Here is a 26,197-nt window from a genome sequence, read left to right as displayed (position 1 = left end):
GTAATGACATGTCCCATACTGCTGCTCCGTCCCAGGCGACCGGGGTCCTCAACGAGGTCGGGCCGATGCCGGGAACAAGGCGCTGGCTGGTGCCACTGGCCCTGCTGGCCTGCGTTATCCTTTCCTTCTTCGACAAGATCAGCATCGCCGTGCTGATCTCAAGCCCGACGTTCCAGGCGGACCTGGGCCTTACCGGAGAATCCACCAAACTCGGCCTGCTGATGACAGGATTCCTGTTGTCCTATGGCGCTTCATCGATGTTTCTGGGCTTCCTCGGCGATATCTTCAGCCCCAGAAGTTGCCTGTACGGCATGCTGGCCGTCACCGCGGCGATCATGGCCATCATGGGTTTCGTCGACGACTTCGGCTGGTTACTGGGGCTGAGAATACTGCTCGGTATCGCTGAAGGGCCGATGTTCGCGGTGGCCTACACCATCGTCAAACGTCTGTTTCCGCCAAGAGAACAGGCCCGTGCCACCATGCTGTGGCTGCTCGGCACACCGATCGGTGCCACTCTCGGTTTCCCGTTCACCATCTGGGTGGTCGATCAGTTCGGTTGGCGTGCCAGCTTTTTCGCCATCGCCCTGCTGACGATACCTGTCGCACTGATCGTGTACCTGGTGTTTCGCAAGCTGGATGTCTCGACTCGCTCTCCGGCCCTGCAACATAGCGAGCACTCCCATGTGCCACTCTCCACCCACCGGGTAGCCACCACCAAGTTATTGAAGCGCTGGTCATTCTGGTCGATCTGTCTGTTCAACATCGCCTTTCTGGCCTACCTGTGGGGGCTCAACAGCTGGCTGCCGACCTATCTGGTGCAGGACAAGGGCATCGACCTCGATCAGGCCGGGATTTTCTCCTCCCTCCCCTTCCTCGCCATGCTGGTGGGCGAAGTGTTGGGCGCGATCGTTTCCGACCGTTTCGATCGCCGCGCGCTGATGTGCTCGATTTCCATGCTTGGCGCAGGCCTGGGACTGGCACTGGTGCTGTCCATCGAAGGTTCCAACTGGGCAATGATTGCGGCCATGTCATTCAGTGCCGCCATGTGGGGCGTCGGTGCCCCCAATGTCTTCGCCCTGCTGGCCAAGGCTACTCCTTCCGATGTCAGTGCCACCGCAGGCGGGATCTTCAACGGCATGGGCAACTTCTCGGGGGCGCTGGTACCCGTATTGATCGGCAGCCTCATCGTCATGACCGGCAACATGACTGCAGGCCTGATGTTCATGATGGCCATGGCCTTTGTAGGAGCCGGTGTCCTGCTCCCCTTGGTCAAGCGTTACTGAACGTCAGATCGAGGATGCTTGAGGGACGATGCACGGTCGAAAACCGTGCATCACAGCCCTGTTAGACTTCAATTTTTTGATTATATATCAGCTGCTTACATTGAAAATAAACACCCTGAAAACCTTGACAGGGATGACAGGCGAAGACTAGGCTTCATGCGTACCAAATAAGAAATATAGTTTCATATATAAACCAATCGGTATTTGGCAATATCGCAAAGTGATGCACGAGAAGCGCTGAATAAATAACCGAGCGAGATGAGTTTCTGGTTCGATCCGGTATCTTGAAAGCGGACATACAAGTCGACCCGATACCAAGAGGCGATGACGCGATGAGCGACATGGAAAAGGATGCACGGAAATACTTGATTCCAGGCCTGGAACGCGGCCTGCTCATCCTGATGGAGCTGAGTCGCCATCATCGGGAGATGAGCTTTGCCGAGATCCTCAAGCTTGTGGATATTCCCAAGGCCACCGCCTACCGTGCCATCCAGACCCTGGAATACATGGGCTTTGTCCAGCGCCACCCCACAAGCGGACTCTACTCGCTCGGCGTCAACGTGCTGCGCCTCGGCTTCGAGTACGTCGCCTCTCTGGATGTGGTGCAAATCGGCCAGCCAGTCATCGAGTCCCTGCGTGACACAACCGGTTGCTCCAGTCATATCGCCATCCGTGATGGGCGTGATGTCATCTATGTCGCCCGCGTCAGCGCGGCCAACGCCACGATTCGGCGTGTCAGTGTCGGCACGCGCCTGCCGGTACACCGCACCTCACTGGGCAGAATGCTGTTGACCGGAGAGAGCCGGGAAACCTTCGAATCCCTCTACCCTGACGACCAACTGCCGGACAACGAACCCGGCTCCCCGAAAGACCGGGAAAGCCTGTGGGCCATGGTGCAGGAAGACCGTGAACGCGGTTATGTGATCGCAGAATCGTTCTTCCAGTTCGGTATCTCCTCCATCGTCTATCCGTTGTTCAACCATGACGGCGAGATAGAAGCCGTGGTCAGCATCATGGTGCCGGTGCACGAGATTCCAGAAAGTGACCGTGAGCGACTGCGCCATGACGTGGCCGAGGCCGCCAGCAACATTTCCAACCTGCTGGGTCATCAAGGCACCCGGGGAGGAAAGCGCCAGATGGGATGACAGCACACTCGTGACCCTCTGCCGGACGGCTGATCACACGCCTCTCCGGTCCTGAGTCAACACCAGTACAGCCAGAGCATCGCGCCGCCATATGCAGCGCGACAGGGACGCTCATGCCCTGAAACCGGATGGCTGAAAGTGGATTTCTGAAAAAACTTTTGAAAACAATCTTTTGAAAACGAACTTTTTGAACAGTCACGACCGATAACCAGGGTCATGTTCAGCAGGAGACCATCATGAAAATCGTAGGTATCGAAGAACTGGAGTTTGGCGCAGAAGACATAGCGACGGGCAAGCAGTTCGCCAAGGACTTCGGCCTGGGCCAGGTGGATGACGATAGCCTTGACGAAGATACCCAAGGCGCCACCTTCGAGACCCTCGATGGCGCCCGCCTGATCATCCGTGCCATGGATGATGCCGAGCTGCCTCCGGCATTCGAGGACGGCTCCACCCTGCGGCGCATGACCTGGGGCGTGGCATCGGCTGAAGACCTGGACGCACTGCGCGAGAAGCTGAGCGATCAGCCCGATTACGTCGATCATGGCGACAGCCTGGAATGCCGTGACCCCAATGGGCTGGCGGTACGCATCCGCCCTACTCGTCTGCGCGACGTCGAGCTGGACGTCACGCCGATCAACCAATATGGCGATATGCGCCGCGTGGATCAGCCAAGCCCGGTATACACGCAAGCCACTCCGGTGGGTGTCGGTCACGCCGTGTTCTTCGTCGATGATCTGGAAGCCAGCGAACGTTTCTATCGCGAACTGCTGGGTTTCTCGGTCTCCGACCGTTACACGGACCGCGCCGTTTTCCTGCGCATGCAGGCGCGTGGCGGCCATCACAACCTGTTCCTGCTGAAGCTGCCACACCGTGGCGCGGGCCTTAACCATGTCGCCTTCACCGTACGCGATATTCATGAGGTGATCGGCGGTGGCCTGGCGATGAACCGGCGCCAGTGGAGCACGTTCCTGGGCCCGGGTCGGCACCCGATTTCCTCCGCCTACTTCTGGTACGTCAACAGTCCTCTGGGCGGCGCCTTCGAGTACTACACCAACGAGGACTACCTCACTGAAGCCTGGGTGCCGCGTGAAATGCAGCACTCACTGGAGTCCTTCACTGAATGGGCCATCGAGGGCGGCATTGACGCCGAGACCCGGCGTCAGAAGAAGACCAGCGCCTGACCTGAAATCAGGGCAGGGCCTGAGAGAGCAACACAGAGCACACAGCAACAACCGATCAGCCAGTCACCTTCGGGTGACTGGTCAGGGGAGCCTTTGTCCCGAATCCGGCCACCTTCAGCACTTCATGGCCACCGGGTGACGCGCAACAAGGCGCCTCTACATCACCACCTGCGCGATATCGAGGAAACTGATCATGTCTGAACAGTTCGCTACCTGGAACAAGCCCGACGACCAATCTTTCGAGGACTGGATCGAAACACGCATCGCCCGCTTCAAGGGTCGCAAGTACGACTGGAATGCCCTGAAGTTCCAGGCCGATTTCGACCCCAAATACCGTCGAGCCCAGATGCGTTACATCGGCACCGGAGCCACTGGCGTTGCCAACGACACCAATACCATTCCGGCCGAGCATTTCACCTTCTCGACCATGGTGCTGCCTTCCAAGTGTGAAGGACCACTGCATGTGCATGACGATGTCGAAGAGGTCTTCTTCGTGCTCAAAGGCAGCATCCGCCTGTTCATCAAGGACGGTGACAACTACACCGAGACCGTGCTGGAAGAGCGCGACGTGATTTCAGTACCGCCGGGCATCTATCGCGGCCTGCTCAACGAGAGTGAAGAAGAAGCCTTGATGTGCGTGATGTTGGGTACGCCCAGGCCACAGATCCCGACCTATCCGGAAGATCACCCGCTGGCCTCGGTCAAGCGTAACGGATGAGTGATGCGGCCATGACTTCCCCGACCATGATATCTCAGTACGCAATCCCCAGCAGCCTGGCACTCGCTGAAGGTCGTCAGTCCTGGCGGGAAAGTGGTGAGGGCCCAGCCATTGTGCTGCTGCACGGCATCAGCTCCGGCGCAGCTTCCTGGGCGCCACTGACAGCGCACCTGAACGGCTACCGTGTGCTGGCCTGGGATGCCCCCGGCTACGCAGACAGTCAGCCGCTCAGCGGAGCTCATCCGAGCGCGGGTGACTACGCCAGGCGCCTTGATGCTTGGCTCGAGTCGCTTGGCATCGAGCGTTGCGTACTGGTCGGCCACTCTCTGGGGGCCATGATGGCCAGTGCCTACACGGCGCTCAGGCCCGAGAGACTGGCTGGGGTGGTTCTGGCCGATCCTGCCTTGGGCTATCGCGATGCCGACGCGGACAAGCGCGATGAGGTCTATCGCAGCCGCTGGACAATGCTTGCCGAGCAGGGCCACGAGGCCTACGCCGCGGCACGCGCCCCACGACTGCTGCGCGATGACGCCAACCCGGACGACATCGCCCGGGTCCGCGAAGGCATGCAACGCCTGCATGTCGAGGGCTTCGCCCAGGCCAGCTGGATGCTGGCCAACGATGCCCTGGAAGGCTACCTGAACGGTTCGACCTTGAATGTCCCAGCCATCGTGCTGTGTGGCGATGAAGATCGCATCACCACACCGCAGGCTTCGCGTGCCCTGGCAGAACGACTCGATCTGCCCTATCACGCCATCGCGCATGCCGGTCATGCCAGCTATATCGATGCACCGCAGGCCTTTGCCGCCGTCGTCGACACATTCTCTCGCCCACTGCTCGAGACCCCATGAGGACCCTGCCATGAGTTTCATGATCGAAGACCGGGTCGCCGTAGTCACCGGCGGCTCCTCCGGCATCGGGCTGGAAACGGTACGCCTGCTGCTGGCCCATGGGGCCAAGGTGGCCATGTGCGGCCGCAGCCGCGAGCGCCTCGACACCGCCCAGGCCGAATTGCTGCGGGAATTTCCCCAGGCCCAATTGCTGACCGAGACATGCGATGTGCTCGATGCCGATTCCTGCGAGGCGTTCGCCGCTACAGTGGCCGAGCGCTTCGGCGCTGCCGACATGCTGATCGCCAACGCCGGTCAGGGCTATGTGGCCCATCTCGATGACACTCCAAGGGAAGCCTGGTTGTCCGAGACCAACCTCAAGCTGTTCGGTGTGCTCAACCCATTGGGCGCCTTCCGCCGTCAGCTTGCCGCTTCCGACATCGGCTCGCTGACCTGCGTCAACTCACTGCTGGCGTTGCAGCCCGAGCCCCACATGATTGCCACCTCGGCAGCGCGTGCCGCCCTGCTCAACATGACGCACTCACTTTCCCACGAGCTGATCAAGGAAGGCATTCGCGTCAACTCCATCCTGCTGGGCATGGTCGAGTCCGGCCAATGGCGGCGTCGCTTCGAGCAACGCGATGACCCGTCACAGAGCTGGGAAGAATGGATTGGAGGCATCGCCACCAAGCGCGGCATTCCCATGGGCCGCCTGGGGCACCCGCAAGAGCCGGCGCGCGCGCTGGTGTTCCTTGCCTCTCCCATGGCCTCTTTCACCACCGGCGCCGCCCTGGATGTCTCCGGTGGCTTCAACCGCCACCTATAACTCCTGGAGCTCATCTCAATGACAAAACGACTCCTGATGATCGGCTATGGCGCCATGGGCGCTGAAGTGCACCGTTTACTTCCCGAAGGCATGGAACTGGCCTGGGTGGTGGTACCGGAAGCTTTTGCCGCTCAGGTCCGCGACCGCCTGGCTGGCAAGGTCGCCGTGCTGAGCAGTATCGAGCAATGCAGCGAGACCCCGGACCTGGTGGTGGAATGCGCCGGGCAGCCTGGCCTGGCCGAACATGGCGAAGCCGTGCTGCGCCGCGGCCTGACCATGGCCGTGGTGGCCACCGGCGCGTTGGCCGACGAGGCCCTCTATCAGCGTCTGGCCGCTGCCGCCTGCGCAGGTGGTGGGCGTATGCAGCTGTTGTCTGGCGCCGTGGCCGGCATGGATGGCCTGGCCGCCGCTCGCGAAGGCGGTCTGGAAGACGTCACGTATGAAGCCTGCAAGGCACCGCGCAGTTGGCAAGGCAGTCATGCCGAGCAGTTGATCGACCTGAGCAGCGTCAGTGAACGCACCGTGTTCTTCGAAGGCAATGCCGGGGAAGCTGCGCGCCTGTTTCCGGCCAACTCCAATGTCGCCGCCACCATCGCCCTGGCCGGGCTTGGCATGCGCGATACCAAGGTGCAGCTTGCTGTCGATCCGGCGACCACCCGCAACACCCACCGCATTCACGCCAGAGGGCGCTTCGGCGAGTTCAGCATCGAGCTCAACGGCCACCCCCTGGAAAACAATCCCAAGACCTCGACCCTGGCCGCCCTGTCGGTGGTTCGCGCCTGTCGCCAGGCGCTTGAACCGGTGTCGTTCTAAGCGGAGATTCTGACATGACCCACAAGATTTTCGTCGCCGGGGAATGGCGTGAAGGCCGAGGCGACCCCATGGTGTCGCGCTTCCCCGCCGATGGATCGATCAATGCCGAGCTCAACGCAGCAGGCCTCGAAGATGTCGAGGAAGCCGTGGCCGCCGCTGATGCCGCCTGGCGCGCGCCGTCCTGGCGCGACCGTCAGCCCCATGAGCGGGCCGAAGTACTGTATCGCGTGAGCGAGCTGATCAAGTCGCGCAGCGAGGAACTGGCGGCACTGCAGACCCGTGACAATGGCAAGCCCCTGGCCGAAACACGCGGTCTGGTGGCCAGCGCAGCGGCCACGGCCCGTTACTTCGCTGCAGCCTGCGAAACCCTTGAGGGCGAACTGCCGACCCAGCGCAACAGCGACTTCATGACCCTGAGCCAGTACGAGCCATTGGGTGTCATTGCTGCGATCACCCCGTGGAATTCTCCCATCGCCAGCGAGATGCAAAAGCTTGCCCCCGCGCTGGCCGGTGGCAATGCCGTAGTGCTCAAGCCTGCCGAGGCCACCCCTCTGCTCGCGCTCAAGCTTGCCGAGCTGTTCGAGGAAGCGGGCCTGCCCAAGGGGCTGCTCAGCGTGCTGCCCGGGCGCGGCAGCGTGATTGGCGAAGCCATCGTGCGTCACCCCAAGGTACGCAAGATCTCTTTCACTGGCGGCACCAATACCGGTCGTCACCTGGCCCATATCGCTGCCGACAAACTGATTGGCACCTCGCTGGAGCTGGGTGGCAAGTCACCGACCATCCTCTGCGAGGATGCCGACCTGGAGCAGGCCGTCAAAGGCGTGGCCTACGGCATCTTCAGTTCCGCAGGTCAGGCCTGCATCGCTGGCTCGCGGCTGTTCATCCAGCGTCGCCGCTACGACGAAGCCATGCAGCGCCTGGAAAGCATTACCCGCCACCTGCGTGTCGGTCATCCCGAGACCCCCGGCATTCATCTCGGCCCGCTGATCAGCGAAAGCCATCGCGACAGTGTCGCGGCCTATGTCGAACGGGCCCGTCAGGAAGGCGGCAATATCCGCGCGGGTGGCGGGATTCCGGATTCGCCTGAGCTGGCCAACGGCAGCTTCTACCTGCCGACCTTGATCGAAGGCCTGCCTAATGACAGCAGCGTATGCCAGGAAGAGATCTTTGGTCCGGTACTGGTCGCCCTGCCCTATGACGACGAAGACGAGCTGATCGGGCTGGCCAATGACAATGCCTATGGCCTGGCCGCCGGTATCTGGAGCCGCGACTACCAGCGCGCCCTGCGCCTGGCCAGCAAGCTCGAGGCCGGCACGGTATGGATCAACACCTACAAGAAATTTTCCATCTCGACCCCTTTCGGCGGCTACAAGGACAGCGGCCTTGGGCGCGAGAAAGGACGCCAGGGCATCTATGCCTACATGCAGCAGAAGAGCCTGTACCTGGGGCTCGACAGCACGCCCATGAACTGGTGCGACTGAGTGCCCACGGAATACAGAGGAATCACCATGACAACGATCACCGTAGGCGAAGCCGTCGCCCGCACCCTGGAAGCCTATTCGGTCTCGGCCGTGTATGGCGTCATCTCTATTCATAACCTGCCGATTGCCGATGCTATCGGCCAGCGCCAGCGCGTGCGCTTCGTACCCTCTCGCGGTGAGGCCGGCGCCGTGACCATGGCCGACGGCCATACCCGCATGGGCGGACTCGGCGTCGCCCTGACCAGCACCGGCGCCGGCGCCGGTAACGCCGTCGGCGCCATGCTCGAAGCGCTGAATGCCGGTACGCCATTGCTGCACATCACCGGCCAGGTCGAAACAGCCTATCTGGATCGTGATGCCGGTTTCATTCACGAGACCCGCGACCAGATGGGCTTTCTCCAGGCCTGCTCCAAACGCGCCTATCGTGCCTGCACACCCGAGCAGGTGGTGCCCCTGCTGCATCGCGCCATTCAGGAAGCCATGACCCTGCCGCGCGGGCCGGTCAGCATTGAAATTCCCATCGACATCCAGGCCAGTGAGGTGGAATGGATAGCATCGACTCCAGTGCAAGCTGCAGCCCCGGTACGCATTGCCGATAGCGAGATCGACCGCCTGGCCGAGCAGGTACTGGCCGCCAAACGCCCCATGTTGTGGATTGGCGGAGGCTGCCTCGCAGCAGGCGATGCCGTGCGCCGCCTGGCCGATATCGGTTTGCCGGTGGTATCCAGCACCCATGCACGCGGTGTGCTGCCCGACAGCCACCCACGCAGCCTGCGCGCGTTCCACAGTGCCCCGGCCGTGGAAGAGCTGTATGCCCAGAGCGATCTGATGCTGGTGGCTGGCTCGCGCCTGCGCAGCAATGAGACCCGCACCTACTCGGTGGAATTGCCACACCCGCTGGTGCAGATCGACGTTGATCCGGCCGCGGCACAGCGCAACTACAGCGCCGATACCTTTCTGTGTGGTGAATGCGGCGATGTACTCTCGCGCCTGGCCGAGCGGCTCGAAGGCAAGTTCTCTCCTGATTCCAAGTTCGACACTGATATCGCTCGGGCCGTGCAGGACGCCGAAAAAGCCCTGCGCAAGCAGGTCGGTGAATACGCCAGGCTGAACGATGCCATTCGCGATGCCCTGCCCGAAGACGGCGTTTTCGTGCGCGATATCACGGTTTCCGGCAGCACCTGGGGTAGCCGCCTGCTGCCTATCGAACGCCCACTGACCAACATCCATTCACTGGCCGGCGCCATCGGCCAGGGTCTGGCCACCGGCATTGGCTGCGCCGTGGGTGCGGAAGGCAGAAAAGTCGTGACGGTGGTCGGTGATGGCGGCCTGATGCTGATGGTCGGCGAGCTGGCCACCCTCGCCCAGGAATCCCTCGACATGACACTGGTGGTCATGAATGACGGGGGTTACGGCGTGATGCGTGGCATCCAGAACAAGTACTTCGACGGCCGCCAGTACTACAACGACCTGCATACTCCCGACTTCCAGGCCATGGCCGCATCACTCGGCCTGCCGCACTGGAAAGTCAGCCATAGCGACGACTTCCAGACAGTGATCGCTGAAGCCGTGGGACATGACGGCCCCGCGGTTGTCGAGGTCGATATGAAAAGTGTCGGGCCACTGGAGTTCGCGGGCCCTCCCCAGAAGAAGCTTTATTGACAAAAAAGCTTGTTGATAAGAAGCGCTATTGATCTGCGGTTTCTGACATAGCTCTCTCCTCCCCACCAGAGGCTCCCCACTGCAGGCCAGCCAGGTTCTGAACGAAAAGTCCCTGGGCCTGCAGTTTCCACCGTGCGTGCCGATACACAAGAAATCACTAAATAAATCGGCTCACATAATCAAGGAAGCGCTGAATAAATCGACGAGCATGCTCAATCACAAGGCGCCCGGAGCACAACAGCCGGAGCCTATGGGGTATAGGTGAGGATTCCGACCGGGCTGGCGTACCAGCACCGCGTAACGCAGTGATTGAGTAGCGCAGGCATTTATGCAGTGTTTCCTCAATGAGGATAACCACAATGAAAAGCACGACCTCCCGACTTGCCGCCATCGGCGGCCTTGCTCTGGTCTGCACTTCCTCCGTTCAAGCGGCAACGTGGAGCGATACTTTCATCGGCTACCGCTACGGCACACAGTTCAGCGAACCCGGCAATCCGGAAGACGTCACCAAGAATATCCTGCAGATTTCCCACGCCAGTGGTTATGTCTATGGCCAGAATTATTTCAACCTGGACATACTGCAATCCGGCGATGAAGACCCTGCCGAAAATAGTGACAGTGGTGCCACCGAGGCTTATCTGGCCTATCGTCATCAGCTGCATTACGGCAAGGTATTCGGCGAGCCATTGGCTTTCGGACCGATAAAGGATGTGGCGCTGACCGCCGGTTTCGACCTCAACACCAAGAACAGCGCCTTCGCACCACGCAAACGCTTTGTTGCCGTAGGCCCGACGCTCAAGTTCGACCTGCCGGCCGGTTTCCTCGATGTCAGCCTGTACTACGCCCGCGAATGGAATCATTGCGGGCTCGAAGCCTGTGGTTTTCCTGGTAACGACAACGATGTGTCGTTTGACCCTTATTACCAGTTCAATGTCGCCTGGGGTGTTCCCTTCGATGCTGGTGCAATGCCAATGAAGTTCCAGGGCTTCTTCAATTACAACGGCCCGAAGGGAGAGGACTATTTCGGTACAGAGACCAAGCCTGAACGGCTGATCCGCTCATCATTGATGCTGGATGTCGGCAAACTGGCCTGGGGAGAGAGCAACCAGCTATGGGTCGGCGCCGGCTATGAATTCTGGCGCAACAAGTACGGCAACCATGACAAGCCAGGAGTCGATACCGACGCCCTGACCTTCAATCTGGAATGGCATCTGTAAAAGCAAGACCACCTGCTGGCGTCATCAAGACGCCAGCAGTCTTTCCACACCTTCTGCCACGCCCAGTAATTCCGCATCCTGATGTTGCGGACGTGCCAGCATCAGGCCAATCGGCTCCTCATCATCGGCAATGAAGTACGGCAATGAGATAGCGCAGGCATCCAGGTAGTTGAAGACACTGGTATTGCGCAATGCGCGACGGTTAAGGCGCTGAAATTCCTGCATATCATTTTCCACAACGTCACGGCGTGGCGAACGCATGGCAACCGTTGGCATCAATACGGCATCGACATCCCTCACCTGTTGAGCAAATCGGCTCTGCAGGCCCTCCCGTGGCCATAGCCGGGCCAGGTATTCACTGGCAGTAATATCGCGACCACCTCGCAGACGCTCGGCGATCATGGGGTCATAGAGGCCAGCATGCTGCTCCAGCAGGTGGTGATGCACGGCAGCAGCCTCTGGCACGACCAACCCTCCGCGCTGGTTGATGGCATAGGCTTCATCGATGGAGGACAGTGACTGACGCACGATACGACAGCCAAGTTGTTCCAGCTTGTGCACGGCGGCAGCGAAAGCCTGGGCAACATCACTATCCACTTCTTCACTCAACTCACCTGCGGGTACCAATAGGGTCAGCGGCCGCCTGGGGGCTTCCACCGTGATGGCACCGCTCAATACCTGCCACATCAGCGCGCAGCAGGCGACCGTGGGAGCAATCGGACCGATGCAGTCAAGGCTGGGAGACAGCGGAAAGCTGCCATCGAGGGGCACACTGTCCTGGGACGGCTTGAAGCCGGTGAGGCCGCAGAATGCGGCCGGAATTCGTAACGAGCCGCCAGTATCGCTGCCCAGGGTCGCCGCCGCCAACCCGAGTGCCACAGACGCGGCACCACCGGAGGTGGAGCCGCCGGTAATGTGATCGGAATTGAAAGGATTCGGCGGTGTGCCCATATGCGGGTTGAGCCCCAGCCCGGAGAAGGCGAACTCACTCATGCTGGTACGCCCCGCATGCAGGGCACCCGCTCCGCGCAGGCGATCCAGAGCCACAGCATTGCGCTTCGCTACAGGCGCATCGGCAAGTACCGTGGACCCCGCCCTGGTGATCTTGCCTCGTTCGTCGAACAGGTCCTTGATCGTGACCGGCACCCCAAACAGTGGTACGTGACGCCGCTGCATGCCCAGCAGCGTTTCTCCCTCGGCATCACGCAACAGGCGCGAAGGACAGAACTCGGAAATGCTGGTGGTTGCCGCGCGTCCCAATTGTGCATGACGTTGGTCGAGGGCCTGAACCAGATCGAGTGGGCCAAACGCTTCACCTTGATAGGCTCGGATCAGGCTGGTGATCGGCCGCTGTTGCGGCGGGCGCGCCAACCAGTCAGCCGCAGCCTCGATAGCGGATGGGGAAGACGTCATGCCACCACCTCAAGTGTCTCAATGACGTAGCGGTGATCAATTCGGCGCTGGAGAACCGGATCGATCAAGGACATCTGGAAGCGACCGCTGGGGCGAATGCCTCCGATAGCAGGCACCGTGCCACACAGCAATACACTCTGCGGTGCCAAGCCCTGGCCATTGCGCAATGCCTGGGGCAGGCGCTCGATGAGTGCTGAAACCGGCAGCAATTCGGCGAGAGTCCCCTGCTGGTAAGTGACGGTTGCATCGTTTTCCTCAATCTCGCTATGCAGTTGCAACTGGTCCCAGTGCGCAAGTACCTCATCAAGTGGCCAGGCTGTACGGGCAACAGGTTTGGCACACAGCTGCTTTGACTCGGCGACACCGACTGCCTCCAGGGCTCGGTCGGTGTGGTCCGAGGCGATGGTCACCCAGATCCGGCCATGTTCATCGCTGACCAGGCAAGTCTCGACCTCGCCAGAACCCGCGTCTCCCAGCATCTGTACATGCTCCTGCTGCGTCAGCATCTCGCGGCTGACGCGATAGAACAGAGGGGTAGTGGAAGGAGGCTTGACGCCCAATGCCTTGAGTTCGTCGATGTGGTGCTGAACGCCAGCCTGGTCACGGCCGGCCCAACCGGCAATGGCAACATGCTCGATATCTACGCTGAAAGTGCCGTTCGGATGAGTGAAGGTCAACATGCAAGGACTCCGAAGTTGGTGTTATGAAGGAGTGGGGGTTGTGAAGAAGCTGAGATGATGGGCACTGGCGCTGCTATAGCGCGGAAGGCAGCCAGGTGGCCAACTGCGGGAAACCCACCAGCAGTGCAGCCATGACCAGCATGGCGACCAGGTAAGGCAGCGTGCCGACGATGACGTCAGAAAAGCGCTCACCTCGTCGAGCGGCCTGGACGATATACAGGTTGAGCCCCACGGGAGGAGTGATCAGAGCGAGTTCAACGAACAGGATCATGATGATGCCGAACCACACCTTGTCGAAGCCTGCCGCGACGATCAGCGGCGTGACGATGGGGATGGTGATGACCATCAGCGACAGGGTCTCGATGAAGAACCCCAGTACGATGAACAGTGCGATCACAGCCATGAGCAGAGCAAAGGGCGCCAGGTCATAGGCATTGAGCAGCCCCGTCAGCTTCTGCACCATGCCTGATGATGCGAGGGCGAAGTTGAGAAAGGAGGCGGCCATGATGATGAACAGGATCATGGAGGTCGTCTTGATGGTGCCGTCCAGTGCCGCCTTGAGCATGTTGCCGTTGAGCGTGCGGTTCATGGCCGCCAGTCCCAGTGCCGCGAGGACACCGATCGCCGCAGCCTCTGTAGGTGTGGCCCAGCCTAGATAGATCGAGCCGACAATCACCGCAAACAGCGTCAGCAAAGGCAGCAGGAACAGCAGGCTGTGCAGACGTGTCGCCCAGGCCACGCTGCGCTTTGGCCCACCGAGTTCCGGCTTCCACAGGCATAGCAGCAACGAAGCCAGCATGAACAGCAGAGCGAGGCCGAGGCCAGGAATCAATCCCGCCATGAACAGCTTGGGAATCGATGTCTCGGTGAGGAAACCGTAGACAATCAGATTGATCGACGGCGGGATCAGGATGCCGAGAGTGCCCCCTGCAGCAATGCTGCCGCAGAAGAGTTTGGCGTCATAACCAAGCGCCTTGCCTTGGGGTAGCGCTACCGTCGAGATGGTGGCAGCAGTGGCCACCGATGAACCCGAAGTCGCTGAGAACAGTGCAGAAGTCGTGACATTGGCGTGCAGCAGACCGCCGGGCAGCCAAGACAGCCAGTTATCCATGGCGCGATAGGCTTTATTCGCGATACCCGCGCGTACGATGATCTCGCCCATCAACACGAACAAGGGAATGGCGATCAGCAGAAAGGAATCCGCCGCCGACCACAGGTTCTGCCCCAATGCCTTGGTGAGCGGAAAAAAGGAGTAGAACTGGTCGATACCGAAGGCCAGCAGGAACAGACTCACTGCAACCGGGATACCGGCCAGCAGGAGCGTCAGAATACCGATGGAAAGGTAGGCAAGCATCAGGCCGATTCTCCAGATTGAGCCGTTTCCTGGTCACTGCCGTGATCCACGCCAGCCACGGCGTTCAAGGCGGCACCATCGCGCGCGAAGATAGCTGCAATGACACGCAGGCCGAGCACGCTGGTGGTGATGGCAAACCAGATATAGCCGGATAGCCATACCAACTGAGGAATCCACAACGGTGTCGCCAGCGGTGTATTGGCGGTGGAACCGTTGCTCAGCGACTTGGCCAGCACTGGCCAGGCGTGGATGGCGATGGTCCAGGCGACCAGATTGAGAGCGGCCATGGCCAACACGTCGAGCGTATGGCGCGACCAGACCGGCAGGCGGCCATGCACGACATCGATACGAATATGAGCGCGTTCCAGCAGGGTATGGGACAGTCCCCAGGCCGAGAGCATCGCCAGCAGGTAGCCTGCGTATTCATGGACACCCGGTAGCGAGTGGTTGAACACCTTGCGCATGATGATTTCGGCACCGATGAACATCACGATAGCCAGCAGCAGCCAGCCCATCAGGCGGGCGAAGATCCCGGATATCGTGCGCGTCAATGCCACTGAGGCATCCAGTGCGAGGGAAAGTGAGTTCATGATCATGATCCTGCGAAGGAGCCGCCCCATCAGGGGGCGGCAGAGAACATCCGATCAGGGCGCAGTTGCTGTCATCCCGACCAACTGGCCGACGCTCTGATTCCAGGCATCAAGTGTCTCGGCATCGACACGTGCCGCCCAGGCTGGCAACACGGTGCTTTCGATGGCCTCGCGTGCCCGTTCGGTATCCTTCTCGCTGGTTTCCACCAGTGTCATCTGCGCTGGCTCACCCAGCGGGCACTCACCACTGCCCGTCAGACAGGCAATGCCGCGCGCGGTCTCACTGCGTGCGTTTTCCCACACCGGCTCGCTGAAGTCGCTATCGATGTGCTGTTGAATCAGCTGCTGAGTTTCGCTATCCAGCGACTGCCACTTGTCCTGGTTGATGGCGGTAATCACGTAGTCCCAGCCACCCAACGGTATCGGCAACAGGTGGGAAGACACGTCGTACCAGCCGGAGCTGTATCCGGACAGAGACCCCGTCACCGCGCAGTCGATGACGCCACGTTCGAGAGAACCCGGGACCTCGTTGAAGGCGATATTCAGACTCTGGGCACCAAGTGCCTCGATGAACTCACCCGTCGAACGTCCACTGGCACGAACCTTCTTGCCCTCGAGATCGGCGAGCCCCTTGATCGGCGCATTGCAGAACAGTACTTGTGCCGGATAGGGGACGATGGCCAGCACATGGCTATTGAAACGCCGATTCATGGTGCTTTCCGCCAGTGGCAGAAAGGCCTGGGCAACTTCCTGCGCCGTTTCGGCATCCGAGGCGATCATGGGAATGTCCAGCCCCTCCAGTTCCGGAGCATCCGCCACGGTGTAGTCGGCCACCGTCATGCCGACGTCAAACACACCATCACCGAGATAGCGATAGACATCACTTCCAGGAATGCCCATCTGATCGAAGGTGGTGACCTGTGTCTGGATATCAGCGTCGGCGACATTGGGCAGCGTCTCGCTCCAGAACGGCTTTTCGAACTGGCGATGCAGTTCCAGACTGCTCCAGCTGCCGACCACATTGAGGTCAGTGGCGGCAATGGCGGAGCTGCTGGCCACTGCGACGGCAAGGCCAAGAACGGATGAGATGAAGCGCTTATCTAGAAAGTGTTTATTTTTAAAGTGTCGATTCATGATGCGTTGCTCTTGTTGTTGGTGAAGGTCGCATTCACGGATGGCCACAGAGGGTTGCCCGCAGGTCACCCGAACTTGAAGCGATGATTGGGAATATCAGTGATCAGCATGTGACCTGGACTGTGGGTGATCACTAGCGGTAGAGCAGCATTTTCCAGCGCCAGCTGCGGTGTCACACCACAGGCCCAGAAGACCGGAATTTCCCCTTGATGAATGACCGGCGAATCTCCGAAATCCGGCTGCTGAAGGTCGCTGATACCGATCTGGGCCGGGTCGCCGAGATGGATGGGAGCACCGTGCACACGCGGCATGTCACTGGTGATCTGGATGGCTCGAATCGCCTGGGCCGCGGTGAACGGGCGCATCGATACCACCATTTCACCACCGAACAAGCGGCTGCCGATGAGCGGAATATTGGTGCGATACATGGGCACATTGCGCCGTTCACTGATATGCCGCACCTCAAGCCCTTCAGCAATCAGAGCTTCCTCGAAGGAAAACGAGCAGCCGATGGAAAAAGCAACGAAATCATCACGCCACAGGTCAGTGATGTCATGGCGTTCCTCGCTCAGTTTTCCGTCACGGTAGACGCGATAGGTGGGGAGGTCGTAGCGCAGGTCGATATCGTCTCCCAGGCTCCGCGGGTAGGGATCTCCAGGGGCCGTTACATCAAGTACCGGACACGGTTTGGGATTGGCCTGGCAGAAGCGCAGAAAATCATCGGCCTGCGCCTCGGGAAGAATCACCAGGTTGGCCTGGGCATGCCCTGCGGCCAGGCCACTGGTGTGCTGTTGCCAGTGACCATCCCGAATGAGACGCCGAGCCTGTTGAGGAGTTGAGGTTGCGTTTAGTGCCAGTTCAGCCATTACAGCCTGCCTAGTCGTTCTTGTCAGTATATGGACAAGATAAAAAGGCCAGACAGATAAATCCAATCGATTTTTATGATGCCAAATGATCGGAAAAACCTTTCATACAGCCAGATTTCAGGCTCAGGCCATGCTGGCATGTTGATGTTGGTCCTGGCTGGCGATTTCGATGGCCAGACCACTGATACCCTCGGCAAGGATGGCATCGAGATGGTTGGGCCAGGAGGCAGTGAACATCAGTGCCGGGAGCTGACAAGGCAGGCTGATCAGGTCTCCTCGCGCTAACTCGGCTGCCACGATACGCGGTGGAATGGCACCAATGCCCAGACCATCCAGCGTCATGCGAACGATGGTCCATAGAGAACTCGAGCAGTGCAGCTTGACGTCGTCCAGTCCCTGCTGATGCAGCAGGGAACCAAGCTCGCGATAAGGGCGGCTGTCGCGAGCAAAGGAGATCAAAGGAATATGGCCGAGGCGATGGAGAGAGAAATCACTGCTGGTGAAGTTGAGGTCGGGACTTGCGACCAGGCCCATACGATACTGGCACAGGTAGCGGTTGAGTACGTTCTCGGCATCGACCGGCCCCATCAGAAAGGCCAGATCGATACTGCCGGCACGCATCATCGCAGCCAGACCTGGTGAGCTGTCGACCTGCAGCTCCAGTGTCAGATCGGGAAATCTTGTCGCCAGTTCCGCCAGGAAGCCCGGCAGCCAGCTATGTGCGATGGACTCCACCACGCCCAGTCTCAGAGTGCCCTGAAAGGGGGTATCGAGGTTCATCATCGACAGCGCATTCTGGCGGGCATCCAGCATGGCTTCTGCATGCCTGAGAAACTGGCGACCCTTGGCGGTGGGCTTGACCGGGCGTCGTGAACGTTCCAGCAGAGTCTCGCCGAGAGATGACTCGAGACGATTGATGCGATCTGAGACCGATGGTTGAGTCAAGTGAAGATGCTGGGCGGCAAGGCGAAAGGAGCCGAGCCTGACAATCCACACGAATGCCTCGATTTCCTTGAAGTCGAACATGTTTCTCTACTCGCCTGTCACGATATCGTCTCTGTGGCGAGACATCACGCCACCCTATGCTTTGCACAAAAAGTCGGCAAGCAATGATCAGGACTCGAGGGCACCCTTGGCAATATTAAACAACCAGAACCAGCCGCAGGTCTTGCTTCATGGGGTTGTACATAAGACCGACATCAGCATGAACGTCGTGTCAGTTGGATGCCTCCTTCGACACAGAAAACCCCTCTTCGAAAAGGAAGGGATCGTCGAAATGACGCCGGCCCACGAATACCGTGGCATGGTTGCCCCACTGGCGCATGGCTCCCGGGCTGCGAATCCCCGATGGCCACAGAATGAAGCGTTCGAGACGCTCGGTCGTCTCCACCAGCCCCTGGCTGTTGAACAGGCTGCGGCGACCACCATCGGGTAATGCCAGCGAACGCCGCCCGTACTTCGGCGGCTCACTTACCAGGCGCAAGGTGTAGGGGATGGCCCCGCTGGGAATGCTTTCACTTACGGCAAGTCCTTCGAGGAAGTGACTGGTCGGTGCCAAGCGCAGGCCCATGCGCTGCCCATCTTCCAGTGGTGGGGCCGAAATGGGGGTCAACGGCGCTTCACGTGGATCGTTGTCCGCCGCCACCTCGACTCGCTGCAATGGCGGCACGGGGAAGAACAAGTGGTAACAACCACAGGGATGCATGCTGTCATAGATCAGCGGCCTGCCATTCGGCCCCAGCGTCACTCGCCAGACCAGCCCATCCAGTCGCCCGCCAAGGATATCCATGGCGTCACTGCGGGTACGTGCCGGAAACCACACGGTATAGACCAGCTGCGGCAATATCTGTCCCTGATAACGGGTATGGGCCAGGCGCACATCGGCCATGGGATGGTTGGTATCCACCGCTGGCAGTGGCCCCTTGGGACCTTGCCGCCAATACGGCGCACCAAGAGCATCATCATGATTACGGACACCAACGGAGAATACCGGCGCATGATAGGCCGCCAGACGTAGCAAGGCTTGGTCATCGATATCCAGCAGCCCTAGGGGACTGCGCGGAGCACTGCGCAGCCACTCATCGGCCGCATCCAGAGAGTCACCCACGACGGCGGGGACATAATAGGTCATGGCGTCAGAGGATAGCGCTGCAGCCGGCAGTCCCTGGACATCCTGGCGGAAGGCGTCGAGATAGCCACGCTTCCAGCCTTCATACCCCGCGGCGAGGCCCAGGCTGGTCAGTGGATAGAGCCCCATCACCCGCCATGCGGTGAGATAACTGTCGGGCACCTCGACAGCCTCTTGCAATGCTGCCCTGGCCACGTGATCTTCCGCTCCCAGCAACTCCTCCGCCAGCAACGTATCCGCACAGGCATTGGCGGTGGCCACTGGGTTCCGGGTAACCAGCTCCTGCCCCAGCCGTTGGCGCTGTGCAGGTGGAAGGTTGGCCGCCTCGATGCGCCGTGCCTCGGCATCCAGGGCGCGCATGCGCGTCAGCCAGTCGCTATAACGGGGATCTGACGGATCATCATGTAACTGATGATTGAAGCTCGCCAGCAGACGATCACTGCGTAGATAGGGAAAACCAGCAATACGCGCATAGCCAGCATCCGCGACACCGGCTGCCGCCACGGTTTCGTCGAAGACGGCAAGCGTGTTCAGGCAGCTCATGTCCCTTGCACTCGGCTGACTTATTTCCGCTGCACTCGACGTCGTACGCCAATCGGCGACACTCGCACAACCATTCAGCAGCAGGACCAGCAACAAGACGGCACCAGCACCGCGCACCCATTCACCGGGAGCGAATGGGAACATCCTGCGAAAGGCCTGAAGGGTAGCCGCCATGGATGGCGGATATAGCCCAGTGATTGAGCCGTGCAGACATTTATGCCGCGCTCCCTCAGAACCCGCTTTCACGAATCGCAATGGCCGCCACCCAGTTGACGAATTGCATGACAAGGCTCTCGCGCTCTGCGTCGATGTGCAGGCTGCCTCGCGCTTCACGCGCCTCTGGCCAGGGGGCATCAAGGCGCGCTCTTACCATGAACAATGGACGCTCGAGGTGCAGACGGCCAGTATCACGACCAGCGTCTTGCTGTATGGTCAGAGAGCCACCATGCTGCTCAGCCAGAACAGGATATTCAAGATACTGGGTACGCGTCGGGGCTATATCGACCAATTCGCCCTCAAGTGGTGCCATACGCCCCTCGACAAAGAACGATACGCGGCTGCCTCGCGTCAGGCGGTGAACTTCGTCCTGATTGACATAGGCATCGACCATCCAGTGCTCAGGGTCGATCAACACCCCTAGTGGATCGCGGGGACTGACCCACTGCCCCGCTTCAAGTTCTGGATTCACTTGCTGCCAGCGCCCGGCAAAGGGTGAGTTGAGTGACATCCGGGTGATTTCCCGCTGGGTGGCCTCGATGTTGCTCAGGTTGAGAAGTCGCTGAGCCCGGGCGGCACTGTCCTGCTGCAGCCCCTGGGGGTTGGCAAGCAATCCCGCCAGCACGGCATCGAGATTGGCCAGTTGCGCCTGCTGAGCCTGCAGGTCAAGACCGACATCAGGGTTGGAAAGCGTGACCACTGTACTGCCGGAGTCCACGTCGCCATCGGCACGGCGTGCTTCCAGCAGTGCCGGGAAAGGAGCGTAGACAGTGATCGCATGCTGCGAACGCAATACCCCAGGTCCACTGACACTGGTCTGCCACGGGATGCTCAGCACCCCGACAAGAATGAGCAATAGCCACCACCAGACCCGGCGATGACGACGGGGTACCTCGCTGCGATGGGACCACCAATGGGAAAGCTCACGAGTAATCGGCATGACGATGAACCAGGCTATTTCGACAATGAACAGCACAATCCCCAGCACTTTGAAGAACAAGGCATACACCACCAGGGCAATCCCCAGGAACAGCACCAGTCGATACAGCCAGGTGGCAAAGGCAAAGCCCACCAGGGCCAGGCGCTGACGTGGCAGAAACGGTTCCGGCCACGGCTGATCAAGCCCCAGCAACCGGCGGCGCAACCATGTTCTGGCCTGGGCTCCCGCTCGCTCGTGCAGGTTGGGAAAATCGAGCAGGTCGGTCAGGATGAAGTAACCATCGAAACGCATGAAAGGGCTGGCATTCAGCGCCAGTGACAGCATCCAGCTGGTCGTCGCCAGATACAGCAGGCCGCTGTTGAGTGCACCGGGTTCGGTCAGGACCCAGCCCAGAGTGGCCAGGCCAGCAATGGCCAGCTCCGTCAGGATACCGGCAGAGGATATCGCCAAGCGCTGGTGGGCCCCCTTCAACTTCCAGCTCTCCCCGGTATCGGTATACAGCATCGGCCACAAGACGATGAAGGCCACCCCCATATGGGCCACCCGAACCCCTTGCCGAGTGGCCACCAGGGCATGGCCCAGCTCATGCAGTGACTTGGCGATCACCAGCGCGCAGGCAAAGCTGACCAGACCGGAGAACGAGAACAGCTCCACCACCGAATGCGTGAACAGATCCCAACGTTGCAGGACCAGCAGGACACCACACAGGCTCAGCAGCAGGACCACCAGCACGCAACCGCGCGTAAACAGCCAAGGGATGGTGTCAGCCAGCTTCTGCAGTGCATGTTGCGGGCGAAGCAGGGGTATACGGAAGAACAGGTAGTGGTGCAGCCACCACCAGACATTTAGCCAAGGGGTGGTCTTGGCCGCTTCTGCGGCATATTGGCCGATACGTTCACGGTCCGGTCGCAGCAGTTGATGTCGATCGAGAAACTCGACCAGTTCCAGCACCTGCTCCACATCAGGTTCAAGGGCGGTCTGGGCGGCCACCTGGGTACAGATGCGTTCTGGGGTCTGCCCCCAGCGCAGCAGGCATTCGAACTCGAGCCAGCCGATACGATAGAAGCGGTTGGTCACGGGGTCTTCGATCGACCAGGCCGGCTCGCCACTGCGTTCGCGCTCCACTTCGACCAGGTGAAGATCATCACGCAGCGGCGCTACCGGAGACTGGGCCCGAGGGTCCACCCCGGAATCCCCCAGCGCGACTTGCGCAGCCATCCCTATCCCTGTACGACTCATCCCTGCATCACTCATCCGTGGATCACCATCCGGTCCAGGCGCGCAATGCCGAAATCGGGCGGCGCATCAGGTAATAGCCGAGACTGACCTCGTCACCATAGACCTTGGCGGTGCCATGCAATCCCAGGCGAGCATGCTCTGCCTGGTCTTCGATGCTCGCCTCCAGGCGATAGGCCGCAATGCCATTATCGTCAGGCAGGGCCTGGTAGCTGGTATCTTCAATGCGGCCATGGATCGGCGTCAGTGGATAGGCGGTGAGAAACAGCGTCACTTCACCGCCTGGCTCCAGAGAAATGGCATCGGCCACGGCAAGCTGGATTTCCATCTTCGGCTGTTCGGGATCGGCCAGTTGCAGGATCCGCTCCCCTGTCGTCACAGGACGCCCTTGCCAGTCGTCTTCGTCGCGATAGACAGCCACCCCGGCACTGGGTGCAAGGACCAGAGCTCTCTCCAGTTCGGTTTCCACGCCTTTCAGTTCCGCACGGCGTTGATCACGCTGGCCTCGCAGTCGAGTGATCTCGGCCAGGCTGGCGGGGTCGTCGAAAGCCAGGCTGCCTGCGGCATCCAGTTCCGCTTCCGCGACCGCCAGTTGCTGACGCAGCACCTCCGCACGGCTTTCCAGACTGGTCGTATCAAGCCGGAACAGGGGCGTGTCCGCGGCAACAGTCTGGTTGGGCCGTACCAGCATTTCTGCCACGACGCCATCCAGTGGACTGGTGACGGCCATCGACTCGCGGGAGATGATCTGGGCCGGAGCCAAGGCCGATTGGCGTACCGGAATGAACATGGCCGCCGCGATGGCAATGATCACCAGCCATGCCAGGCGCCCAGCGGGTATGCGCCAGGTCGTCCTGCGCTTCGGCATCATGGCCTGCCAGCAATAGGCCCAGGTACTGGCAATCCCGGGCATCTGCTCTTTCACCGCCTTGGGCGGAGCCTGGTCGAGCAGGAACACCACGATCGCCAGACGCTCCCCTTCTCGCCCATGCAACGGCACGCACCACAGCACACCAGGCCACCACTGTGCCCAGCCCTCGGCAATCTCGGGTGGCGGTTCGACACTTTCACGCAACACGATACGTGGTGCAGGGTCCTCCAGGGTGGTATCCAGCCAGCGTGTGGCACGCTTGAGCCAGCCAAGATAGGGAGTCTGTTCCTTGGGGGTGGCCAGCCCTGACACACAAGGCACCTCGGCGCCTCCTGGCTTGGGCACCAACACCACAGCCTGACGGAAACGCAGTAACGGGTAGGGATCGTTGGCGATGGAAAACATCAATGCCGCCAAGTTCTCCGCCGCCATGGCACGATCACGCAACGCCATCGCCAGCGCCGTGAGAGACGCAGGCACCGGCTGTTCCTGAGCACTCATGGCGTCACTCTTGTGTCGGTTCGGCGGGGGCCTGCGCCGCTGTCTCGAAACGCACCTGAGCGCTGCCTGTCATGCCCGGCCGCAGTTCCTCGTGCGAGGCATCGAGAGTCGCTTCCAGTGCCACGGTCTGCGCCACCGCATCGATGCGCGCGCTGATAGCGCTCAGTGTCGCGCCATAGTGCTGCTCGGTTTCATTGACCGCGATGTCCAGTGGTTGGCCAACCTGCAACCTGGGCAACAGTACCGACGGGGCGTTAAGCCTGACCTTTAGCGCTCCATCCCCCACCAGGTCGACAACCGGAGTCCCTGACCCCATGGTCTGATACGGCTTGACGTGGACCTTGGCGATGCGTCCCGAGAAGGGAGCTTTGAGGGTGCACTGGTCACGTTCGACGGCCGCCAGGTTGAGCGCACTCTGGGCCTTTTCCACCTCTGCCTGAGCCAAGGCAACCTCATGATCCCCCACTGCGTCCAGGCGGCGCAGGCTGCGCTTGGCATCATAGTTCAAGCGTGCCACCGAGATTTCCGTATTGGCCGCATTGACCCTGGCCTGCTGAACCCGGCAATCGAAGCGTGCCAACATATCGCCCTCGGCGACATTGTCACCGAGTTCAACCGGCAGTTCCTCCAGAGTGCCGTCCATACGGCTGGACAGCGTCGCTTCCTGTTGCGGTGCCAGAAGCATTCGCATACGCAGCGCCTCAGGATTCTCCCGCACCTGCTCCATGCGCCGCTCCATCTCAGGTGTCGGTGCCGGCACCTCGGCTTCCGCCTGCCCTGCCGTCTCGGTCTGAATCTGCATCCCTGCCGGTGCTTCACCCAGTCTTTCCTGCGCCTGTACCGACAGTGATGCAGGCGCCACCAGCAGCGCCAGCACGATCATGGCAGGAACCCTAAGCAACGATTGCTCAGATAACATGGCTTCCCCCATGCGCACCCTCTCCTTCACCCTCTCCTGCATTCTGTCGTGGTAGTGGTGCGGCGGACGCCTGAGTGTTACCCGCTGCCGGTTCGGAAGGTGCGGGGGAAGAAACCGGTTGCAGGGCAGGAGGCGGCCCAGCAATGATGCCGTTTCTTTCATGGGCGCTCATCATGCGCTCAAGCTCACTGGCCAGGGTCTGGATGCTGTCATCAGCAATGCTATCCGGCAGCACATCCAGGCCCACGGAGTTGAACAGCCTGCCCCAAGCTTCCTGGGCCCGTGAATAGGCTGCCTCACGTTGGTATTGCGAAAGCAGATAGCGACTCTGGGCGCGGATCACTTCCAGTTCGGAGCCAATCGATGTCGAAGCGGCAGCTTTGGCGTAATCGAGCAGTTCGTCATCGACTCGCAGACTTTCATCTGCATATTCCAGCTCTTCCCTGGCCAGGTGGTAGCGCAGTGCACCGACACGTACCTGGGTCAGTACGGCCATCGACAGCGCCGTACGGCGCAGGTCGTCCACATCACCCTGGGTTTCCTGGGCGTTGTTGAGATCCGGGTACTGCAACAACCGCAGCAGATTCAGCGACACATTGACCCCTGTCTGGGACCAGTCGTTGTTGTACAGGTAGTCGTTGGAGTCATAATAGAAGCCTGCGTTGACCGAAACATTGGGCCACAGGCGCAACTTGGCCGCTTCCAGGTCATTCTGATTGACCCGCTTGCCATACCACTCTTCCATGATCTCGGGGCGTTCCTCCAGCGCCAGCTGTTCCAGCTGCTCGATATTGGCCGGCTCCGGAGGCAGTACCGGTTCTGGTTCGTCGGCCAGCTCCAGGCGCGTGCCCGGTGGTAAGGCCATCAACGCTGCCAGTTCGGTCTTGGCCAGCTCGAGATCCTGACGACGCGCGGTCAGCAAGGTGGTCGAATCCAGCAAGGCGCGCTGATAAGCCAGAATTTCCTGACGTGGCAGCAGCCCTTGCTGCTGGGCCTGGCGCGCCGCATCCAGCGCCACTTCCGTGCGCGCCAGCAGGATATCCAGCTGTGGAATCAGGCGCTGGGCGGCCAGCGCTCGCCAATAGGCATTGCGCACATCACGCAACACATTCTGTGCCACTCGGCGACGGCGCTCCTCCGCCATCAAGATCTTGTCGGCCTTCTGCTGGTTTTCATAGTAGGCGAGGCCGAAATCCAGCAGGCTCCAGCTCAGCCCCAGACCGGCAGTGGTCTTGTAGCGCTCTTCCGAAGTCGAAGGACGCAAGCTTTCTTCCCCGTCCTCGATACCGATCGAAGTGCCGCCGGAGTCATTGTTGCGGTCGCTGTAACCCGCCTCGGCAATCAACTGCGGCAACAGTTCATGACGCGACACATCCCTCAGGTTCGCTGCCAGAGCGCTTTCCATCAGCTTCAGCCGATAGTCGAGGTTGTACTTCAGTGCCCGCGCCGCCGCCTGGTAGAAGGTCACCGGTTGGTTCAGGGGTTCCTGTTCCTGATACATATGGGCCTGATCGCTGATCGCCCGTTGTCGGACTTCCGATTGGCTGTACGGGTTCAGCTCGAGGCTGGAACAGGCAGTGAGTGTCATCGAGGCGACGACTGCCGCGCTGATTGTTGTCAGAGGAAAGCGAGCCATACGATATCCTTGTC

Annotated in this window: 22 protein-coding genes; 10 read left to right on the top strand and 12 right to left on the bottom strand. The window is 60.4% G+C overall.

Annotated features, from left to right (window positions below):
- Positions 1 to 8: 8 nt before the first annotated feature.
- The 10 genes from E4T21_RS01365 (at position 9) to E4T21_RS01320 (ending at position 11,156) form a co-directional block, all read left to right on the top strand.
- Positions 9 to 1,283: an MFS transporter gene (locus E4T21_RS01365; RefSeq protein WP_149282842.1), complete on the top strand. Its 1,275-nt coding sequence runs from the start codon at positions 9 to 11 to the stop codon at positions 1,281 to 1,283.
- Positions 1,284 to 1,615: 332 nt separating this feature from the next.
- On the top strand, positions 1,616 to 2,428 hold the full coding sequence (locus E4T21_RS01360) for an IclR family transcriptional regulator (protein WP_149282840.1): 813 nt from the start codon (positions 1,616 to 1,618) through the stop codon (positions 2,426 to 2,428).
- A gap of 236 nt (positions 2,429 to 2,664) precedes the next feature.
- The gene (locus tag E4T21_RS01355) at positions 2,665 to 3,609 is read left to right on the top strand and encodes a VOC family protein (RefSeq protein ID WP_149282839.1); all 945 of its coding nucleotides are present in this window, start codon (positions 2,665 to 2,667) and stop codon (positions 3,607 to 3,609) included.
- 193 nt (positions 3,610 to 3,802) lie between these two features.
- On the top strand, positions 3,803 to 4,327 hold the full coding sequence (locus E4T21_RS01350; protein WP_149282837.1) for a cupin domain-containing protein: 525 nt from the start codon (positions 3,803 to 3,805) through the stop codon (positions 4,325 to 4,327).
- Positions 4,328 to 4,338: 11 nt separating this feature from the next.
- Positions 4,339 to 5,178 carry an alpha/beta fold hydrolase gene (locus E4T21_RS01345; RefSeq protein ID WP_240349251.1) on the top strand — a complete coding sequence of 280 codons (840 nt, stop codon included), beginning with the start codon at positions 4,339 to 4,341 and terminating at the stop codon, positions 5,176 to 5,178.
- A 10-nt stretch (positions 5,179 to 5,188) separates the two neighbouring features.
- Positions 5,189 to 5,983, top strand: coding sequence for an SDR family oxidoreductase (locus E4T21_RS01340; protein ID WP_149282835.1), 795 nt, complete (start codon positions 5,189 to 5,191; stop codon positions 5,981 to 5,983).
- 18 nt (positions 5,984 to 6,001) lie between these two features.
- Positions 6,002 to 6,796 carry an aspartate dehydrogenase gene (locus E4T21_RS01335; RefSeq protein ID WP_149282833.1) on the top strand — a complete coding sequence of 265 codons (795 nt, stop codon included), beginning with the start codon at positions 6,002 to 6,004 and terminating at the stop codon, positions 6,794 to 6,796.
- Between the two features lie 14 nt (positions 6,797 to 6,810).
- Complete coding sequence (locus E4T21_RS01330) at positions 6,811 to 8,277, top strand: aldehyde dehydrogenase (protein ID WP_149282831.1); 1,467 nt, start codon at positions 6,811 to 6,813, stop codon at positions 8,275 to 8,277.
- A gap of 27 nt (positions 8,278 to 8,304) precedes the next feature.
- Positions 8,305 to 9,939, top strand: coding sequence for a thiamine pyrophosphate-binding protein (locus E4T21_RS01325; protein ID WP_149282829.1), 1,635 nt, complete (start codon positions 8,305 to 8,307; stop codon positions 9,937 to 9,939).
- A 359-nt stretch (positions 9,940 to 10,298) separates the two neighbouring features.
- Complete coding sequence (locus tag E4T21_RS01320) at positions 10,299 to 11,156, top strand: hypothetical protein (protein ID WP_149282827.1); 858 nt, start codon at positions 10,299 to 10,301, stop codon at positions 11,154 to 11,156.
- Positions 11,157 to 11,180: 24 nt separating this feature from the next.
- Here E4T21_RS01320 and E4T21_RS01315 read toward each other — a convergent pair whose 3' ends face one another.
- From E4T21_RS01315 to E4T21_RS01260, 12 genes are all read right to left on the bottom strand, one after another.
- Complete coding sequence (locus E4T21_RS01315; RefSeq protein ID WP_149282825.1) at positions 11,181 to 12,569, bottom strand: amidase; 1,389 nt, start codon at positions 12,567 to 12,569, stop codon at positions 11,181 to 11,183.
- Positions 12,566 to 13,249 carry a DUF2848 domain-containing protein gene (locus E4T21_RS01310; RefSeq protein WP_149282823.1) on the bottom strand — a complete coding sequence of 228 codons (684 nt, stop codon included), beginning with the start codon at positions 13,247 to 13,249 and terminating at the stop codon, positions 12,566 to 12,568. The genes E4T21_RS01315 and E4T21_RS01310 overlap by 4 nt, the downstream gene beginning before the upstream one ends.
- A 73-nt stretch (positions 13,250 to 13,322) precedes the next feature.
- Positions 13,323 to 14,603, bottom strand: coding sequence for a TRAP transporter large permease (locus E4T21_RS01305; RefSeq protein ID WP_149282821.1), 1,281 nt, complete (start codon positions 14,601 to 14,603; stop codon positions 13,323 to 13,325).
- Positions 14,603 to 15,193 (bottom strand): TRAP transporter small permease subunit, encoded by a 591-nt coding sequence (locus tag E4T21_RS01300; RefSeq protein WP_149282818.1) that lies wholly within the window; start codon positions 15,191 to 15,193, stop codon positions 14,603 to 14,605. The genes E4T21_RS01305 and E4T21_RS01300 overlap by 1 nt, the downstream gene beginning before the upstream one ends.
- A 54-nt stretch (positions 15,194 to 15,247) precedes the next feature.
- On the bottom strand, positions 15,248 to 16,327 hold the full coding sequence (locus tag E4T21_RS01295; protein WP_149282816.1) for a TRAP transporter substrate-binding protein: 1,080 nt from the start codon (positions 16,325 to 16,327) through the stop codon (positions 15,248 to 15,250).
- Between the two features lie 65 nt (positions 16,328 to 16,392).
- Positions 16,393 to 17,193 (bottom strand): putative hydro-lyase, encoded by an 801-nt coding sequence (locus tag E4T21_RS01290; RefSeq protein WP_149282814.1) that lies wholly within the window; start codon positions 17,191 to 17,193, stop codon positions 16,393 to 16,395.
- 123 nt (positions 17,194 to 17,316) lie between these two features.
- Entirely contained in the window at positions 17,317 to 18,219 is a 903-nt protein-coding gene (locus E4T21_RS01285; RefSeq protein ID WP_149282812.1) for a LysR family transcriptional regulator, read from the bottom strand.
- Between the two features lie 190 nt (positions 18,220 to 18,409).
- Complete coding sequence (locus tag E4T21_RS01280) at positions 18,410 to 20,008, bottom strand: hypothetical protein (protein WP_149282810.1); 1,599 nt, start codon at positions 20,006 to 20,008, stop codon at positions 18,410 to 18,412.
- A gap of 85 nt (positions 20,009 to 20,093) precedes the next feature.
- Positions 20,094 to 22,238, bottom strand: coding sequence for a site-2 protease family protein (locus E4T21_RS01275; protein WP_149282808.1), 2,145 nt, complete (start codon positions 22,236 to 22,238; stop codon positions 20,094 to 20,096).
- 43 nt (positions 22,239 to 22,281) lie between these two features.
- Positions 22,282 to 23,628 carry an efflux RND transporter periplasmic adaptor subunit gene (locus E4T21_RS01270; RefSeq protein ID WP_149282806.1) on the bottom strand — a complete coding sequence of 449 codons (1,347 nt, stop codon included), beginning with the start codon at positions 23,626 to 23,628 and terminating at the stop codon, positions 22,282 to 22,284.
- A gap of 4 nt (positions 23,629 to 23,632) precedes the next feature.
- A complete protein-coding gene (locus tag E4T21_RS01265; RefSeq protein WP_205423439.1) occupies positions 23,633 to 24,559 on the bottom strand; it encodes an efflux RND transporter periplasmic adaptor subunit in 927 nt (308 codons plus the stop codon).
- The gene (locus tag E4T21_RS01260) at positions 24,537 to 26,183 is read right to left on the bottom strand and encodes a TolC family protein (RefSeq protein WP_149282804.1); all 1,647 of its coding nucleotides are present in this window, start codon (positions 26,181 to 26,183) and stop codon (positions 24,537 to 24,539) included. The genes E4T21_RS01265 and E4T21_RS01260 overlap by 23 nt, the downstream gene beginning before the upstream one ends.
- Between the last annotated feature and the right edge of the window lie 14 nt (positions 26,184 to 26,197).

Source organism: Halomonas binhaiensis (assembly GCF_008329985.2).
GTDB lineage: Bacteria > Pseudomonadota > Gammaproteobacteria > Pseudomonadales > Halomonadaceae > Halomonas > Halomonas binhaiensis.
Note: the sequence above shows the minus strand (reverse complement) of the source record. Positions and strands in the feature narration are given on the sequence as shown.